Genomic DNA, 16,035 nt, shown 5'->3' with positions numbered 1-16,035 from the left:
CGTATTGTACGATATGTTACTCAAAAACCAAGTACTAAGAAAACATGTTGTGGATAATAAGATAGCTTTATCGGACCTATTACTTTATCAAAATAAGGCGGTGGTAACGTATTTTTGTTATCACCGTCCTGAATTTACTGTGCAAGAAGTAAATGAATTATTCACTGATTTATTGTCTTGGATGTGGTTAAACGATCAAAGAGCAAAACTGGGTAAAAAAACATATCTTTTTGGTCCTTTACTGCTTCTTGATGATCTGTGGCACGCTTTTATTTTACATACTCGCGATTATGTAGATTTTTCAATGCATTATTTTGGGGCCTATTTTCATCATGACATAGAACCTGTAGGCTTTGAGCATATTATAGAAGAAGATGAGTTAACTGATTATTTGCAAGATTGTTTTACTTATCTTGGTGCAGAATGGGTATCGCGTCGATTTGAAAAAGCTTTCGTAGAAACAAGTTAGTACGATTGTCTACCAGCTAATTAGTTCGTTGCACTTTCGACATAGGTCTGAGTATTTTCAAAATAAGTAGAGACTTGCCTAATTATTCCAATATTTCATGCAATGGAGAGGATATAATAAAAAGAGTATAATTAATCGCAGGAAGCTCAATGAAAAGAAAAGTATGGTTTGATGTTTTTTATTCAGTGAGGCATATAATTGCTTTTCTGTGCGCCATACTTAGTTTCTTTATTATTAAGCAAGTTGCAGTACTGTTATATGTAAAACCCTATCAGCCATTAGGTACTTTTACGTTCTATAAAATGTTATGGAATTCAAACAGTTTGTTCTTCCACATAATTTTAATATTTAATATTTTTATTAAGCCATTATTTATTTATTTCATGATACTTTTTTTATTTTTTTACTTTAAAATAAAAAATACTAAGTGAGGAAAAGGAATTTATGATTATCCCTAAACATAATATTTATTAATTTTTTTGGTGAGCGCTCCATGCTTTTGGTTGTGAATTTATAGATTTTAAATCATACGGAATTCTTTGTTATCTAAAAATTTTATAACTCATATAAATATAATTAATTGGATTAATATTAATCATATTGATTAAATATAATTAATATAAATTAATTTAGCAGATTTTTTGCTAGTGAGAGAGTAAATATGAGTTCAAAATTGGGATTTATTGCCATTGATATTGATGGAACTACTTTAGTAGAAAAAATAGATAAAAATCCTTTATATGGGTGGCGAAATACTGAGAGCAATATTAGAAGTTCATTAAAGGAGTACATGAAGTGGGCTCAAGAGAAAGGCTATGACATTATTATCCTTACAGCACGTCCTGAGATTGTAGAGCCCGCCCTAAAAAATATCAAACTAGGAACCTTACCTACAATGGACATACTGCAACGTTTAGTCCATGAAGAAAATATAACGATTAAACAAATTGCCAGAGCCCCAGCTGGACTTAAAGGTGCAAAGATGCAAGAGCTTCTTACCCAATATCAAAACGAAAGCAAAGAGCATGAGAATGCTATAGGCATATTGTTTGATGATCAATTAAAACAAGTTCATGATGTCAAAAAACAAAATAATCCGCAATTATTGGCTTTTGACATTAATAGCAAAGTGGATTTGGAGCAATTTGCTGATATTGTTGAACTCCCTGGAACTCATGCTTGCCATCCTTATGCAATAACATTAAAAGTTCTTACTGAACATTCTGATCTTTTTAATTTAAAAGCAAGTATCAACAAATTAGATCCTAATCAACATTTTGAGGTAATGAATCTTCTTAACCATGTGGTAGACGACCTTTGCATTCGCATTGATGAGGCGAGATTGCATGATTACAAACCAGAAATAAAATGGGTAGAAACTACCGTGAGGCACATGCACTCGCTTATAGATAAAATTTATTTTGATACTCAGGAGCTGACTTGCAAGGATCTAAAAAGCGCTAGTAAGGAAATTTTCGGTCACGCAAATCCTGATAAGGTGAAACCTAATTCAAGATGTGATAAGTTAGTACAAAGTATGCTCTTAAAAGCGATGGAAGATGTTCAGGCAAACGAATTGCAAGGAGCTCGCAGTCGTTTTGAAAATATCAAACAAAAATTAATGGGGATTAAGAAAGAAAATCAGGATATCGAGCTTAAAGTAGAAGAGAACCTGGGCGGAATAAAGCCTAGCTAGAGATAGCGATGCATTAAATATTGCACAGATAAGAAAAAGCTGTTTTGATAATAAGTTCGCTAGAGCCAGCGTTTTCCACTGGACAGATGCTTTTTATTATCACTTATTGATTAATCATCATGATCTGCTAAACGTAATAATGCTTTTTGTAATGGTTCATACGTGCACTGCTGACTTTCATGAACAATGGTAGCTTTAGCTTTCTCTGATAATTCATTTTTTTGGGGTTGAATCGATTTTTCATGTTGAAAAATTGGTGTACTGACAGCTACTTTGATTGACAACAGTTGATAAAGGCCAGCCTCTTTACGCAGACGATCACGCAGTTCTGGGAGAGCATAACGCAATTGTGTTGCCCATACAGCATTGGTAGTGGTGAGTACTAAGCAACCCTTATTAAAACTCCCCACATAACATTCTTTGCCTAAATTTTCTGGAAGTAATTGTTTTACTTTATGAGAAAGTTCTTCGAGTTGAAAAGAACGTTGACAAATCTCGGCAAGTTGTTTGTTGAGGCAATGGCTGATAGAACGCATTTTAATTTGGAAATTTTTAATAAGATAAGTATAGAATAGCAAATTCATGTTAAATGGAATATCATAATTTTTAGCAAAACACTCAGGACTATAGGTGGAAACTAATGTTTGAAAAACAGAATAATAACAATCCTAATGATATTATCTTTTTTACCCGTATGCATTGGATTATATTTTTTTGGCCTGTACTTAGCTTATGTGTTGCTTTGGCAATTGTTCATAATACTGATCTCGCTCTGTTAGAAAAAGTAGGATATGGAGCAGCTGCTTTGGCTTTACTATGGATTGGTATGACATGGATGACTTATTATTTTTCATCTCTTACGATTAAAAAAAATCATGTCATTATTCGTACAGGAGTTATAGTCAGACAAACTATTGATATCCCATTAAGTAAGATAGAAGCAATTGATATACGGCAATCGATCTTAGGAAGTGTTTTAAGTTATGGTTTGGTTTGTATCACTGGCACAGGTGGCACTCGTCGCATTATTAACTTTTTACATCACCCACTGACTTGCAGGCGTTATATTGAACAGCTTATGGGTGAGTTACATCGGGATTAACTCGATCTAAATAAAAGCAGTTCGATATAAAAATTTTACTCTTTTTTATATCGAACTTGTAGTTCCTTAAATCCTTGCAAGTAGCTCTGCTTTTGTTTTGGAGTCAACAAAAGCAGCTTCTATCGCCATTCGTGTAATTGAATTCATTGTTTCATCATCATAATTATAGGAATTTTGGACACGGTTATATTCTTGACCTAGCGTTGTGCTCATGAACGGTGGATCATCTGAACTGATACTGATCTTAACTCCTGCCTCATAAAACTTAGGGAAAGGATGTTCACTCATATTTTTAAAAAGACCTAGAAAGATATTGCTGCTAGGGCAGATTTCTAAAGAAATTCCTTTATCCTTCACCCTTGCCATAGTGTTTGGTGAATAGATGGAATTAACTCCATGTCCTATGCGTTGAATAGGGAGATAATCCATTGCTTCATCCATTCCAGCAGCAGAAGCAAATTCACCCGCATGTACTGTACACTGCAATCCAGCGTCAGCTGCAATTTGATAGGCTTTAGTGAACAATTTGGGTGGAAACTTGGCTTCATCACCCCCTAAACCAAAACCAGTAACACATGGAAATTTATCTTTATGCGTTTGTTGTGCGACATGTTCTACGGCTTCTACACCAAAATGACGAACTGCGGTAACGATAATACGTCCTACAATATTGAATTGTTCTTTAGCATCGTCAATTGCTTGCTGAATTGCTGTTAAATGTTCTGCAGAAGGTATTTTGCTGGAAAGTTCGGCATGGTCAGGAGAATACATCATTTCTACATAGATAGCATCTTCCTGAGCACGGGCTCTTAAATAATCGAAAGTAATGTCATAATAATCTTGAGGATGTTTTATTACTGCGGCTAAGGTATCGTAAACTTTTAAAAAATCTAGAAAATCCTTTGATAAATAGCTTTTCCCATCAGGAGCCACAAGTCCTTCAGGCAATGTCAATTGATTTCGTTTCGCTAGTTTTGCCGCTAGCTCAGGAGTAATAGTGCCTTCTAAATGAACATGTAACTCTGCTTTTTTTAAACTCATGTTGTTGCCTCTTATCTTTTTAAAATGGGTAATCCTAGAAAAAGCAATTAAGTTGATAGTAAGCAAGCCAAACCAGTTGAGCGTTAATATTTTTTGAATATTTTTGAGAACACAATAACCACCGCTATGGTGGGTAAAAAATTCAAAGCAAACATGGGATTAATGTCTTTAGCCTGCGCACAAAAACTTAAATTGCTTTTATAGGGTAATGGTAACTTAGATAAAAAAGCTATAAAATACCTTAATAAAATTAAAGTTACTCTGGATTTATTATGAACTCAAATGATATAGATAAAGCTTATGTTAGTCCTTATGATAAATTTTTATTTGAATTTGATGCCACTCATTCTAAATCAGCATCCCAATTAAAAGAAATTAATAAACATAAGCGTATTTTTTTGATGCGTGATAATAAAGACTATAAAGATGAAAAAGGCGAAATTTGGGAAGAATTTTAACGAAGGAATTCGCTACGCTCATGACCTTCCGTATTACGCAGAGCTTCATCCAGGCTTAAGTTCATGTGATTTTCGAATAAAGAATCTATTTAGATCCACTCCCTCTCTCGAACCGTTCAGGCTGAGGAGGCATTTATGCCATCTCGAAGCCTTAGCACAGAACTTGAAAATTCGTACTAAGGCTTCGAGAGAGCGCTACGCGCTTCCTCAGCCCGAACGGTTCGATGTGCAACCACATTCTCTTATGCGAAACTCACGCTAAGTTAACTATTGATGAGCACTTATCTTTTTGTTGAAACTAAGGGCTACCCACTGAGCAGAGTAAGGTAAATGGTTCGTTACTTCTGTAAAGGAATTCGCTACGCTCATGACCTTCCGTATTACGCAGAGTTTCATTCAGGCTTAAGTTAAGGTGATTTTTTGAATAAAGAATCTATTTAGATCCAGCCTTCATTGCGAACCGTTCAGGCTGAGGAGGCATTTATGCCATCTCGAAGCCTTAGCACAGAACTTGAAAATTCGTACTAAGGCTTCGAGAAAGCGCTATGCGCTTCCTCAGCCCGAACGGTTCGATGTGCAACCACATTCTCTTATGCGAAACTCACGTTAAGTTAACTATTGGATGAGCACTTATCTTTTTGTTGAAACTAAGGACTACCCACTGAGCAGAGTAAGGTAAATGGTTCGTTACTTCTGTAAAGGAATTCGCTACGCTCATGACCTTCCGTATTACGCAGAGTTTCATTCAGGCTTAAGTTAAGGTGATTTTTTGAATAAAGAATCTATTTAGATCCAGCCTTCATTGCGAACCGTTCAGGCTGAGGAGGCATTTATGCCATCTCGAAGCCTTAGCACAGAACTTGAAAATTCGTACTAAGGCTTCGAGAAAGCGCTATGCGCTTCCTCAGCCCGAACGGTTCGATGTGCAACCACATTCTCTTATGCGAAACTCACGTTAAGTTAACTATTGGATGAGCACTTATCTTTTTGTTGAAACTAAGGACTACCCACTGAGCAGAGTAAGGTAAATGGTTCGTTACTTCTGTAAAGGAATTCGCTACGCTCATGACCTTCCGTATTACGCAGAGTTTCATTCAGGCTTAAGTTAAGGTGATTTTTTGAATAAAGAATCTATTTAGATCCAGCCTTCATTGCGAACCGTTCAGGCTGAGGAGGCATTTATGCCATCTCGAAGCCTTAGCACAGAACTTGAAAATTCGTACTAAGGCTTCGAGAAAGCGCTATGCGCTTCCTCAGCCCGAACGGTTCGATGTGCAACCACATTCTCTTATGCGAAACTCACGTTAAGTTAACTATTGGATGAGCACTTATCTTTTTGTTGAAACTAAGGACTACCCACTGAGCAGAGTAAGGTAAATGGTTCGTTACTTCTGTAAAGGAATTCGCTACGCTCATGACCTTCCGTATTACGCAGAGTTTCATTCAGGCTTAAGTTAAGGTGATTTTTTGAATAAAGAATCTATTTAGATCCAGCCTTCATTGCGAACCGTTCAGGCTGAGGAGGCATTTATGCCATCTCGAAGCCTTAGCACAGAACTTGAAAATTCGTACTAAGGCTTCGAGAAAGCGCTATGCGCTTCCTCAGCCCGAACGGTTCGATGTACAACCACATTCTCTTATGCGAAACTCACGCTAAGTTAACTATTGATGAGCACTTATCTTTTTGTTGAAACTAAGGACTACCCACTGAGCAGAGTAACGATGTGTAAGGTGGATGTTGAGTTTTATTAAGGAAAGGGAGTTTATCTAAGTTTTTTTCTGTTAATTCCAGCTATTCTAAAAAGAAGCTCGTTCCACTTAATACTCTATTAGATTTTCCCTCTTTAGCGGAGGATGATGCGTGGCATAATCCGGGAATCGAAGTCCGAATAGGAGTTTGTTCCCGGGTTTACACTTGATTATTTATCCCAAAAATGCATGCAATAATTTATAAGATAAAATGGTTAAAATTGAGGCTGCAGGTAAGGTTAATATCCAGGACATAAAAATATTACGAATTACAATTAAATTTAAAGCACCAATACCTCGCGCTAATCCTACTCCAAGAACAGCTCCAACTAAAGTTTGTGTTGCTGAAACTGGAATGCCGGTACTTGTAGCCACTACCACTGTTGTTGCCGCAGAAAGTGTTGCGGCAAATGCGCGACTAGGGGTGAGGGCGGTTATTGCACTTCCTACGGTTTCAATAACTTTTCTACCATACATAAGAAGGCCAGTGACAACGCCGATACAACCTAATAATATAATCCATGCTGGATAATTATTAGCATCAAAAACTTGATGTGAGCTCATTACTAAGCTGTAGATTATTGAGAGCGGTCCCACCGCAAGTGCAACATCATTTGATCCATGAGCAAAAGCCATAGCGCAGGCCGTCATTGCCATAAGCACTGCAAAATATTTTTCGACTTGTATAAAACGTTCTCTGCGTCTTATTCGATGAGGCTCGGGAATCCGCTTAATTATGATGATACCAATAACGGTAATGATAATACTGGTTGCCAAGGTGACCGCTAGATTTTGTTTAAAATTAAGGTGAATGTGGAAGTGATTCAGTCCCTTAAATACGGTAATAAATGACAAAATAGAACCAATGAGAAAGAGATAAATGGGAATATATAGTTTAGCTTTAGTGAGAGGATTGCTTTTGACAAAGATGGTTTGCTGAATACTCGTAAATAATGCAAATGCAGTAATCCCTGAAATCATTGGTGAAGTAATCCAACTTATAGCAATATGGCTGACTTGGTTCCAATGAATTGCTTGAGGTCCTAATACTACAGTGCCAAAACCAACCATTGAGCCTACTAAGGCATTAGTGATGGAAACAGGAACTCCAAGATAGCTTGCAAGATTCATCCAGATAGTACAGGCTAATAAAACACCAAGCATGCCTTCAATAAGAATTAATGGTTCTCCAGATAGTTGGCTGGAGTTTATAATTCCATCGCGCATCGTTTCTGTAACACCTGTTCCTCCTAAAAAAGCACCGGCAAATTCAAAAATTATAGCGATCAACATGGCTTGTCTGACTGTGACTGCTTTAGAGCCCATAGTAGTGCTCATGACATTCGCTAAGTCATTAGCACCCACTCCCCAAGTCATTAGAAAACATAAAATAACTGCTGTAAGAAGATAAATGATTGAATAATCCATAGAGTTTGACTACCGGGCTATTAAAATTTGGAGACGGCTGCCTACATGTTGGGCATCGTCAGCTAAATCATCAATCCACTGGACCAATTTGTATAAAAATATTGTATCAATGGCAGATAAATCATTTTCGATTTCAAAAATACGATGCCTTACTTCTGCGAGTCGTGCATCGCTATCATGTTCAATTTCATAGAGTTTTAAAATCATTTCTTCAACGATTTTAACCTCAGAACCTCTGAAACCTGTTTCTAATAATTCATCTAACTCATTGATTGCTTTACACGCTTGTTTTGATGCATCAAGACAACGGCTTAAAAAAGGCATAAAAACAGGGACTAAAGATTCAGGGATAGACATTTTCCTGCTTGTGATTAAAATCGCGATGTCCTCTGCTTTATTGGCGATGAGATCTTGGGCACTGAGAAGCTCAAGTAGATCAGTTCGGGAAACGGGTAGGAAAAGTCCCGTAGGTAAATGAAGACGTAAATCACGCTTAATTAAATCAGCTTCTTTTTCAAAATCAAGAATTTTTTCTTTAATTTTATTCGCTGTTGTCCAATCCTGTTTTAAAACGGCCTCAAAAAAAGGGTAGAGCTGTTTTGCGCATTGATGTACTTTACGCATGTGTTGTTCTATAGGTCTTATTGGTGAAGGACCAAACATATTAAATATGCTGCTCATGATATTGAGTCTCTTAAGCAAATTTTTGTGAAGTATACCCAAACTTTACCAGGAACAAAACTGTTGAACTTAAGTTCAAAGACTTTTTTTCCAAACAGACACTATCTGACGCAAAGTTCACTTTTTAAAAATTATGAATTAAAAGCAATCAAATCTGTTTATAGTATATACTTAAAGTAAGAAACATATAAGTAAAAATTACTTTTTCGGGAGGGTCCATGGCAATTATAAGCTCCTTGGCTAATCACTTGCTGATTGCTATGCCGTCTCTCAATGATCCTAATTTTGAAAGAACAGTGATCTATATTTGCGAGCATCATGAGCAGGGTTCAGTTGGTCTCATTATTAATCGACCCATGCAGTTTCCTTTGGCTATAGTTTTTGAGCAGTTACATATTGAGCCTATTCATTCAGAGCAAAGCCATCTACCGTTAATGTTTGGTGGTCCAGTTCAGCCAGAAAGAGGTTTTGTCATTCATAAACAATTAGGCACTTGGCGATCCAGTTTATTTCTGCAAGAAGAAGTGACGGTAACGACATCTAATGATATTATTCGAGCCATTGCTGAAGACAAGGGTCCCAAAGAAGTTTTAATCACCTTAGGTTATGCTGGATGGGTAGAGCATCAATTAGAAAAAGAAATCCTAGAGAATACTTGGTTGGTTTGTCCTTATCGTTCAGAGATTCTGTATGAGATACCCTTTGAAGATCGTTGGGAATATGCAGGATCAACTTTAGGAGTCAAAATGAATCAATTGAGTTCGAATATTGGCCATGCCTAGTTCCGTTTATTTAGGTTTTGATTTTGGTTATAAACGTATTGGAGTTGCTGTAGGTCAGCAGCTTACATGCAGTGCTTCACCTTTAGCAACGCTTAGTGCTCGTGCAGGTGTTCCAGATTGGAATGCTGTTGCCAAGGTTATTGCGCAGTGGACACCCCATGGGTTAGTTGTTGGTATTCCAACATGTATTGATGGCAGTGAACTATACACAACTGCCCCAGCGCGTCGATTTGCTCAAGAATTACATAAACGTTTTGTTCTCCCTGTTCATTTGGTTGATGAGCGACTCTCAACTGTTGCGGCTAGAGAGCAATTGTTTGCACAGGGCGGGTATCGTAAAATCAAGCAATCAGAGGTGGATAGCATAGCGGCTTGTGTTATACTTGAGCAATGGTTACAACATCCGGAATAACTTTCTAGGATGTATCCTAATGAGATTAGACATAGGTAACGTTGAAAATTATTGGTGTTCGTTTAATCTTGTTATGATGCATTCTTAAAGAATAGATTAGAGTTTTATGAATCATTTTCTAGAAATTAGTCAATTATCACGACAACAAATTGAATCAATTCTACAACGTGCGATTTATTTTAAACATAATAGTGATTATCCTTGCTATGATACAAATACGGTTGCTCATTTATTTTATGAAAACAGTACGCGAACTCGGGTGAGTTTCGAGTTGGCTGCGAATCGTTTATCAATGCCTGTTGTTAACTTGGATCTTCAAAGTTCTTCTGAAACTAAAGGGGAAGTCATTGAGGATACCGTACGTACTCTTGCCGCGATGGGTATTCAATTTTTTGTGATTCGTCATGAGCAAGAAGGTCTACAACAAAGTTTAGCTGATAAAATCGGTAATTCGGTTTATATTATTAATGCGGGTGATGGGACGCATGCACATCCAAGCCAGGCTTTACTTGATATGATGACGATTATTGAGCAAAAACCGCGCTTGGATCAATTAAAGATAGCGATTTTAGGAAATATTAAGCATTCACGAGTAGCAAATTCATTTCAATGTATTTGCGCACAATTAGGTGTTGGTGAACTTGTTTTAGTTGCCCCCGAACTTTGGCAACCAAGGACAGTGCATTATGGTCGAGTGACCCATAGTCTGCATGATGGTTTAACGGATGCAGATGTAGTGATTTGTTTACGGGTACAGCATGAACGCTTATTGGAATCGGATCATTTGGATTTAGATTCTTTTAGGCGAGATTTTGCATTAACAAAGGAGCGGTTGGGCGCTGCAAAACCGGATGTGATGGTGATGCATCCAGGCCCAATGAATCGCGGCATTGAAATAGATAATGAAGTAGCTGATGGTGCAAGTTCTTTTGTTTTGCGACAGGTTACCAATGGAGTGTTCGTTCGTATGGCAATTTTTGATGCTTTGACTGCATAGTTCAATCATTTGCATTCACAGGGATGTTGTTTTTCAATCAGGAAGATATGGATGATGAGCTATCGTTATCAGCAAGTGTGTTTTAGCATAGCTTTACTCAGTATTTACTGCATATTGCTTTATTTTATTTTAACCCACCACCAAAAATTAGATTTTTCTTCTTTTTATTCAACGGTTCACGCGTTATTACAAGGAGAGAATCCCTATAAAGATTTAACCGCTACTTATCTACTGACAGACCGTCAATTATCTGCTAATTTAAATCCACCTATAGTTTTGTGGCTTTTTAATCCATTAGCGTACCTTGGTTATTCTACTGCTTTATTAGTCTGGTCCGTTATTTCTTTGATTTTGGGGTTTTTCGGGGCTGTCATTGTTTTTCGTTATGCTTTTTCTGCTGTATTTCTGCAAAACAATTATTTGAATGTATCTCTGCTTTATTTTGCATTTTTTGCTACTCTCATGAACGTTACTACTTTGCAATTAGGGACTTTATTATTTTTTTTCATCATGGTGGGTTATTATTTTTATTTGCATCATCGCGAGTATCTTGCGGGATTTTTCTGGGGCATGATCATTGCCATGAAACTGTTTCCTGCATTGTTATTATTTTATGTCTTAAAACAAAAACGATTTAAGGTGTTAGGTATGATGATTATTACTTTAGTAATCGCATGGTTAATTCCTATATTGGTTTATGGTGTAACAATTTATAAGCAATATTATTCTATGATGTCGGGAGTTTCTTGGTATGGTGATGGTTGGAATGCTTCGATTTATGGTTTCATTTGTCGTTTATTTCACTATTCTAATCGTGAAAAGCATTTATTATTCATTAAGATACTTTATTTATTTTGTTTTTGTATCTTAATTATTTGGTACTTGAAAAGACTTGGGCCTACCGAACGTGATCCAGTAAATCATCAACCTTTTTGCCTTACTTTGGCAATGATGTTGTTTTTGAGTCCATTGGGCTGGGTTTATTATTTTCCTTTATTAATTTTACCTCTTATTTTAACTTGGTTTGTTGCTTTGCATGATAAAGATACTAAAATGATGCTTCTCTGGCTTTTATGCTTTTTTCTAGTTAATTTTCCTCTAGATTATGTCAAAATTCAAAATATGCCTGATTTTTGGGGACGGATGAGTTTTTTTTCGAGCTATTTTTATGGATTATTACTTTTAATTTATCTTTTAGGAAAAAGAAAAAAAATCTATGGCAATCATGAAATCCAAGTGAATGTAGCAAAGAATCATTTTATGCCAGTAGTTATTATAATTTTGGCGTTTGGATTGTTTGTCCCTACGATTTGTTTTGTAATGCGTTTATTAAAGCTGGATTTATATTTAGTGACAGGATAAAGACATAACAGCGTTGATGAGCTCCAATAAGAAATCACTTTTAAGCTGTTTGCTTATTCAGATCATTTAATATGTAAATTATGCTTAAACGATATAGCCTGTTGTAAATGATGGAGATATACCCGGGGACTGTCATCTATATCTGCTATTGTTCGTGCTACTTTAAGTAAACGATGATATCCTCGTGCAGACAGTTTAAGCCGCATCATAGATTGGCTTAAGAAATGTTGTTCCTCAATTCCTACGCTACAAACTTCTTCACACTCTCTTGCATTTAAAAAGGCATTAAGGCAATTTTGCCGCTCCAACTGCCTTGCTCTTATTTTGGTTACTTTTTCTCTAATTAAGTCACTTTGTTTATAAGGATTATTATTGGGAGCAACTAATTCTTCCTGGGATAGTGCTTGTACAGAAATATGCATGTCAATTCTATCCAACAGAGGTGCTGAAATCTTGGCATGATAACGTTTAATGCGATCAGGAGTACATAAGCAGTTTGCATGAGGATTACCCCATTGACCACACGGGCAAGGATTCATTGCTGCGATGAGCTGAAATTTAGCCGGAAATTCCATTTGAACTGCAGCTCGGGAAATACATATTGAACCTGACTCTAAAGGTTGTCTCAAGGTTTCTAACACTTGTCGATTGAACTCTGGTAATTCATCTAGAAATAAGACTCCTTGATGTGCTATAGAAATTTCTCCTGGTTTAGGTGGATTTCCGCCACCAACTAAAGATACCGTTGATGCTGTATGATGAGGAGCACGAAAAGGAGGAGAACGCCATTCACGGAAATCAGGTAACTTACCCCGTAGAGAATTGATAGCTACACATTCAAGCGCTTCTGTTTCAGATAATTGTGGCAATAAAGTAATAAATCGTTTTGCTAACATGGTCTTGCCACTGCCAGGAGAGCCACTGAGTAGAATATTGTGCCCACCACAAGCAGCGATTTCCATTGCTTTTTTCGCATGCAATTGCCCTTTGATGTCCGACCAATCGAATCCGTACTGGGTAGTGCAAGATTCTGGCTTTGGAGGGAGAGAGGACAAGGAGGTTTTTTGACAAAGGTAGCTGCATATTTCGCGCAAGTTATTTGCGCTAGAGATATTTTGATATCCGGTTAAAGCAGCCTCATGGGCATTGGCGTTGGCAATAATGAGTGAACTTTTGTCTTTATGTACTGCAAGGATCGCAGGAATAATAGAAGAAATACCTCTAAGTTCTCCATTTAAGGCGAGTTCAGCGATAAACTCGTGATTGCTTAATTGGTCTTGGGGAATTTGATGGGAAGCAGCAAGAATACCCAGCGCTATAGGTAAATCGAATCCGCTTCCTGTTTTAGGTAAATCAGCAGGTCCAAGATTCACTGTAATTTTACGACAAGGGAATTCGAATTGGCTATTAACGATTGCAGAGCGGACTCTATCCTTACTTTCTTTTACTGCAGTTTCGGCGAGGCCCACTATGGTAAAGCCAGGTAAGCCATTTGACAAATGAACCTCTACGGATACGGGGTGTGCTAACATGCCTATGGTGCTACGTGCTTTAGTAAATGCAAGATTCATCTTATTTCCTATCGATGTTGGACCAGTCAAACGACAAAATTTCCTATTGTCGTTGTAATTTAACGTCAGTTCGATATAAAAAATAAAATGATGTTTCTATCGAACTGTTTTTATTTAGAACTGGATCTCGTATAAATGCTGCGCATTTATGGGAGAACGTTCGTTTAACGACATACAAGACATTTCTATGTCTTGTATGTCGAGTTCATTTTAGTTTAAGGAGCACTTATTTTTTTTCTTTATTGAGTTGAGCCATTAAAATATCAACTTGCTTTTGAAGCTGCTCTAGTTTATCTCGTGTTCGTGCTAGAACTTTAGTTTGTACATCAAATTCTTCGCGGGTGATAAGATCCATATGAGCAAATGCAGATTGTAAAACTTCTTTAAATTTTTGTTGAATGTCTTTTTCAATATTTTGTAGACTGGAAGGAAGTGCGGCAAAAAGTTTTTTTGCCAAATCATCAAATTGTTTGGGGTCGAACATGATTACTCCATGATTTTTGCAATGAGTCTAACAAAAGTATCATACCTTGTCTCTCTTAAAATAGAGGTTTTTTGATGAGACATGATATATCACGGCGGAATATATTATGAAAATGATTATGGCAATAATTAAGCCTTTTAAACTCGATGATGTCCATGAGGCGTTAATGGAAATTGGGGTACCAGGAATAACTATTTCTGAAACCAGAGGATTTGGAAGGCAAAAAGGGCATACAGAGTTATATCGTGGCGCAGAATATGTTGTTGATTTTCTTCCCAAAATTAAAATTGAACTCGCTTTGCCTGATGATATGGTAGAAGCTGCAATTGAAGCCATTTGCAAATCGGCTTATACCGGTAAAATTGGTGATGGAAAAATTTTTGTATATGAATTGCAACAAGTGGTCCGTGTACGTACTGGAGAAATAAATGCAGATGCTTTAACCTAAAAAATTCAGTTTGTTCTAAATCAAAGATTAAATTTACCCCCCATGCCAATAAATAGCGCGTTGGGTAATTACTGCATTGAGTGGAATATCCCAAGGTTCGGGCTCAATATAATCGACCCGTTGAAATTGGTAAGCTACACCAAATAAGGGACAATGCTCATTGCTTTTAAACGTACGATCATAGTAGCCAGCACCCATCCCTATGCGGATGCAGCGGACATCAAACGCAACTACAGGAACTAAGGCCAAATTTAATTCTTCTAGGGGAATGGCTAAAGCGTGACTGACATCGGGCTCATTAATTCCATAGCGATTCTTTTTGAAAGGTGTATCGGGTGTTGCAGGTAAAAAGGTAAGGATTAAATTATCTTCATTAATGACAGGAAAATAACAGAGCTTACCTTGTAAAGAAGCACTTTTCCATAACTCATCTAAATCAATTTCTCCGTGAGCTGCAAAATAAAAGGCAATTCGTTTGGCATCTCGGTACTGTTCCAAAGAGCGAATTCGAGTGCAGATTTGATTTGAAGCGGTAAGACGATACGAAGCTGTAAGCTTAGAACGTATTTGTTTCATCGTGTCTCTTAAAGCTTTTTTAACTGAATTTGTCATACAGGTATTAGCGTATTGTTTTTTCTTAAGTTTTATTTAATGTAAGTTCGATAAAAAAATTTGTTATTTTTATATCAAATTTACTTTAAATTAACGTCAGTTATGGATAAATATATAATTATAACGAGTCTCTCACCACCCGTTCGAGCTGAGGAGGCGTTTACGCCGTCTCGAAGCCTTAGCATCGGGTTCGAAAGTACCTGCCAAGGCTTCGAGACGGCGCTGGTGCGCCTCCTCAGCCCGAACGGGTCGAAGTAATAACTCGATCTCTTATCCATAATTTACTTTAAATTATCGTTTTTTTATGGCAAAACTTCAAGGTCTTGAAATATTCTTAGAAATTTGTCACTCTCAAATATCAAATGATTGCTAAATTTTTTTAAAAAGGCTAGGCAAAAATATAAAAATAAGGTATATAGCCGTCCTAGTTTTTATAATCCAACATTTGGATATAATGTAGCTTGCAGTAAAGTTCATTGAGAGAAGGATATGAGTGATTTGTTTGAAGAAGATGAAGATAATGTTGTAGAGGTGGGTGAGGATTTCGATTTAGATAACGATTTAGATATAGATGCAGATGCAGAGGTTATGGAAACTGTTCCTCATGGTTTGGATGCACGTAGACGTTTGGAAAATATGTTAGATGAAAAACGTTTACGGGATGAGTTGGATGATTTTGGAGACTATTAATTTAATTAAAGACAAATAGTCTATATAACAAACAAATTCTTTTTAAGTACGTT

At 36.8% G+C, this 16,035-nt stretch carries 17 protein-coding genes; 10 read left to right on the top strand and 7 right to left on the bottom strand.

From position 1 onward, the window contains the following. Positions 1–49 precede the first annotated feature (49 nt). Together DYH34_RS14140 and DYH34_RS14130 are read left to right on the top strand one after the other, a co-directional pair. Entirely contained in the window at positions 50–469 is a 420-nt protein-coding gene (locus tag DYH34_RS14140; protein ID WP_083502763.1) for a glycine-rich domain-containing protein, read from the top strand. Between the two features lie 661 nt (positions 470–1,130). Continuing rightward, the gene (locus tag DYH34_RS14130) at positions 1,131–2,165 is read left to right on the top strand and encodes an HAD family hydrolase (RefSeq protein WP_058465133.1); all 1,035 of its coding nucleotides are present in this window, start codon (positions 1,131–1,133) and stop codon (positions 2,163–2,165) included. 110 nt (positions 2,166–2,275) lie between these two features. Here the strand turns inward: DYH34_RS14130 and DYH34_RS14125 are convergent, their stop codons facing one another. Continuing rightward, positions 2,276–2,701, bottom strand: a complete 426-nt coding sequence (locus DYH34_RS14125) for a DciA family protein (protein ID WP_058465209.1) — start codon at positions 2,699–2,701, stop codon at positions 2,276–2,278. A 104-nt stretch (positions 2,702–2,805) separates the two neighbouring features. On the opposite strand from DYH34_RS14125, the gene DYH34_RS14120 reads away from it, so the two are divergent. Further along, positions 2,806–3,267, top strand: a complete 462-nt coding sequence (locus DYH34_RS14120) for a PH domain-containing protein (protein ID WP_058465132.1) — start codon at positions 2,806–2,808, stop codon at positions 3,265–3,267. Positions 3,268–3,333: 66 nt separating this feature from the next. On the opposite strand, the gene DYH34_RS14115 is transcribed toward DYH34_RS14120, so the two are convergent. Beyond that, positions 3,334–4,308, bottom strand: coding sequence for an adenosine deaminase (locus tag DYH34_RS14115; protein WP_058465131.1), 975 nt, complete (start codon positions 4,306–4,308; stop codon positions 3,334–3,336). 272 nt (positions 4,309–4,580) lie between these two features. Between DYH34_RS14115 and DYH34_RS14110 the strand changes: the two genes are divergently transcribed. After that, a complete protein-coding gene (locus tag DYH34_RS14110; protein ID WP_027269631.1) occupies positions 4,581–4,766 on the top strand; it encodes a CBU_0585 family protein in 186 nt (61 codons plus the stop codon). A gap of 1,923 nt (positions 4,767–6,689) precedes the next feature. On the opposite strand, the gene DYH34_RS14105 is transcribed toward DYH34_RS14110, so the two are convergent. Both DYH34_RS14105 and DYH34_RS14100 read right to left on the bottom strand, forming a co-directional pair. After that, on the bottom strand, positions 6,690–7,943 hold the full coding sequence (locus DYH34_RS14105) for an inorganic phosphate transporter (RefSeq protein ID WP_058465130.1): 1,254 nt from the start codon (positions 7,941–7,943) through the stop codon (positions 6,690–6,692). A 9-nt stretch (positions 7,944–7,952) separates the two neighbouring features. Then, entirely contained in the window at positions 7,953–8,624 is a 672-nt protein-coding gene (locus tag DYH34_RS14100) for a TIGR00153 family protein (RefSeq protein ID WP_058465129.1), read from the bottom strand. A gap of 218 nt (positions 8,625–8,842) precedes the next feature. Here DYH34_RS14100 and DYH34_RS14095 point away from each other — a divergent pair, with 218 nt between their 5' ends. The 4 genes from DYH34_RS14095 to DYH34_RS14080 all read left to right on the top strand — a co-directional run bounded on the left by DYH34_RS14095 (position 8,843) and on the right by DYH34_RS14080 (position 12,177). Then, positions 8,843–9,406, top strand: coding sequence for a YqgE/AlgH family protein (locus tag DYH34_RS14095; RefSeq protein ID WP_058465128.1), 564 nt, complete (start codon positions 8,843–8,845; stop codon positions 9,404–9,406). Then, positions 9,399–9,818 carry a Holliday junction resolvase RuvX gene (gene ruvX / locus DYH34_RS14090; RefSeq protein ID WP_058465127.1) on the top strand — a complete coding sequence of 140 codons (420 nt, stop codon included), beginning with the start codon at positions 9,399–9,401 and terminating at the stop codon, positions 9,816–9,818. Before DYH34_RS14095 ends, ruvX begins: the two co-directional genes overlap by 8 nt. Positions 9,819–9,924: 106 nt before the next feature. After that, positions 9,925–10,815 (top strand): aspartate carbamoyltransferase catalytic subunit, encoded by an 891-nt coding sequence (locus DYH34_RS14085; RefSeq protein ID WP_058465126.1) that lies wholly within the window; start codon positions 9,925–9,927, stop codon positions 10,813–10,815. Positions 10,816–10,866: 51 nt separating this feature from the next. Continuing rightward, positions 10,867–12,177 carry a glycosyltransferase family 87 protein gene (locus DYH34_RS14080; RefSeq protein WP_058465125.1) on the top strand — a complete coding sequence of 437 codons (1,311 nt, stop codon included), beginning with the start codon at positions 10,867–10,869 and terminating at the stop codon, positions 12,175–12,177. A 62-nt stretch (positions 12,178–12,239) separates the two neighbouring features. Here the strand turns inward: DYH34_RS14080 and DYH34_RS14075 are convergent, their stop codons facing one another. Together DYH34_RS14075 and ubiK are read right to left on the bottom strand one after the other, a co-directional pair. Beyond that, positions 12,240–13,748: a YifB family Mg chelatase-like AAA ATPase gene (locus DYH34_RS14075; protein WP_058465124.1), complete on the bottom strand. Its 1,509-nt coding sequence runs from the start codon at positions 13,746–13,748 to the stop codon at positions 12,240–12,242. Between the two features lie 226 nt (positions 13,749–13,974). Beyond that, a complete protein-coding gene (gene ubiK / locus DYH34_RS14070; protein ID WP_058465123.1) occupies positions 13,975–14,232 on the bottom strand; it encodes a ubiquinone biosynthesis accessory factor UbiK in 258 nt (85 codons plus the stop codon). A gap of 106 nt (positions 14,233–14,338) precedes the next feature. On the opposite strand from ubiK, the gene DYH34_RS14065 reads away from it, so the two are divergent. Next, entirely contained in the window at positions 14,339–14,680 is a 342-nt protein-coding gene (locus DYH34_RS14065; protein ID WP_003635241.1) for a P-II family nitrogen regulator, read from the top strand. 33 nt (positions 14,681–14,713) lie between these two features. On the opposite strand, the gene DYH34_RS14060 is transcribed toward DYH34_RS14065, so the two are convergent. Continuing rightward, positions 14,714–15,292, bottom strand: a complete 579-nt coding sequence (locus DYH34_RS14060) for a 5-formyltetrahydrofolate cyclo-ligase (protein ID WP_058465122.1) — start codon at positions 15,290–15,292, stop codon at positions 14,714–14,716. A 489-nt stretch (positions 15,293–15,781) separates the two neighbouring features. On the opposite strand from DYH34_RS14060, the gene DYH34_RS14055 reads away from it, so the two are divergent. Next, positions 15,782–15,982, top strand: a complete 201-nt coding sequence (locus DYH34_RS14055) for a PA3496 family putative envelope integrity protein (protein ID WP_058465121.1) — start codon at positions 15,782–15,784, stop codon at positions 15,980–15,982. Positions 15,983–16,035 lie beyond the last annotated feature (53 nt).

The sequence above is a fragment of the Legionella cincinnatiensis genome (assembly GCF_900452415.1).
Taxonomy (GTDB): Bacteria; Pseudomonadota; Gammaproteobacteria; order Legionellales; family Legionellaceae; genus Legionella; species Legionella cincinnatiensis.
The sequence above is the reverse complement of the archived record's forward strand: the minus strand, read 5'-3'. Positions and strand labels throughout refer to the sequence as shown.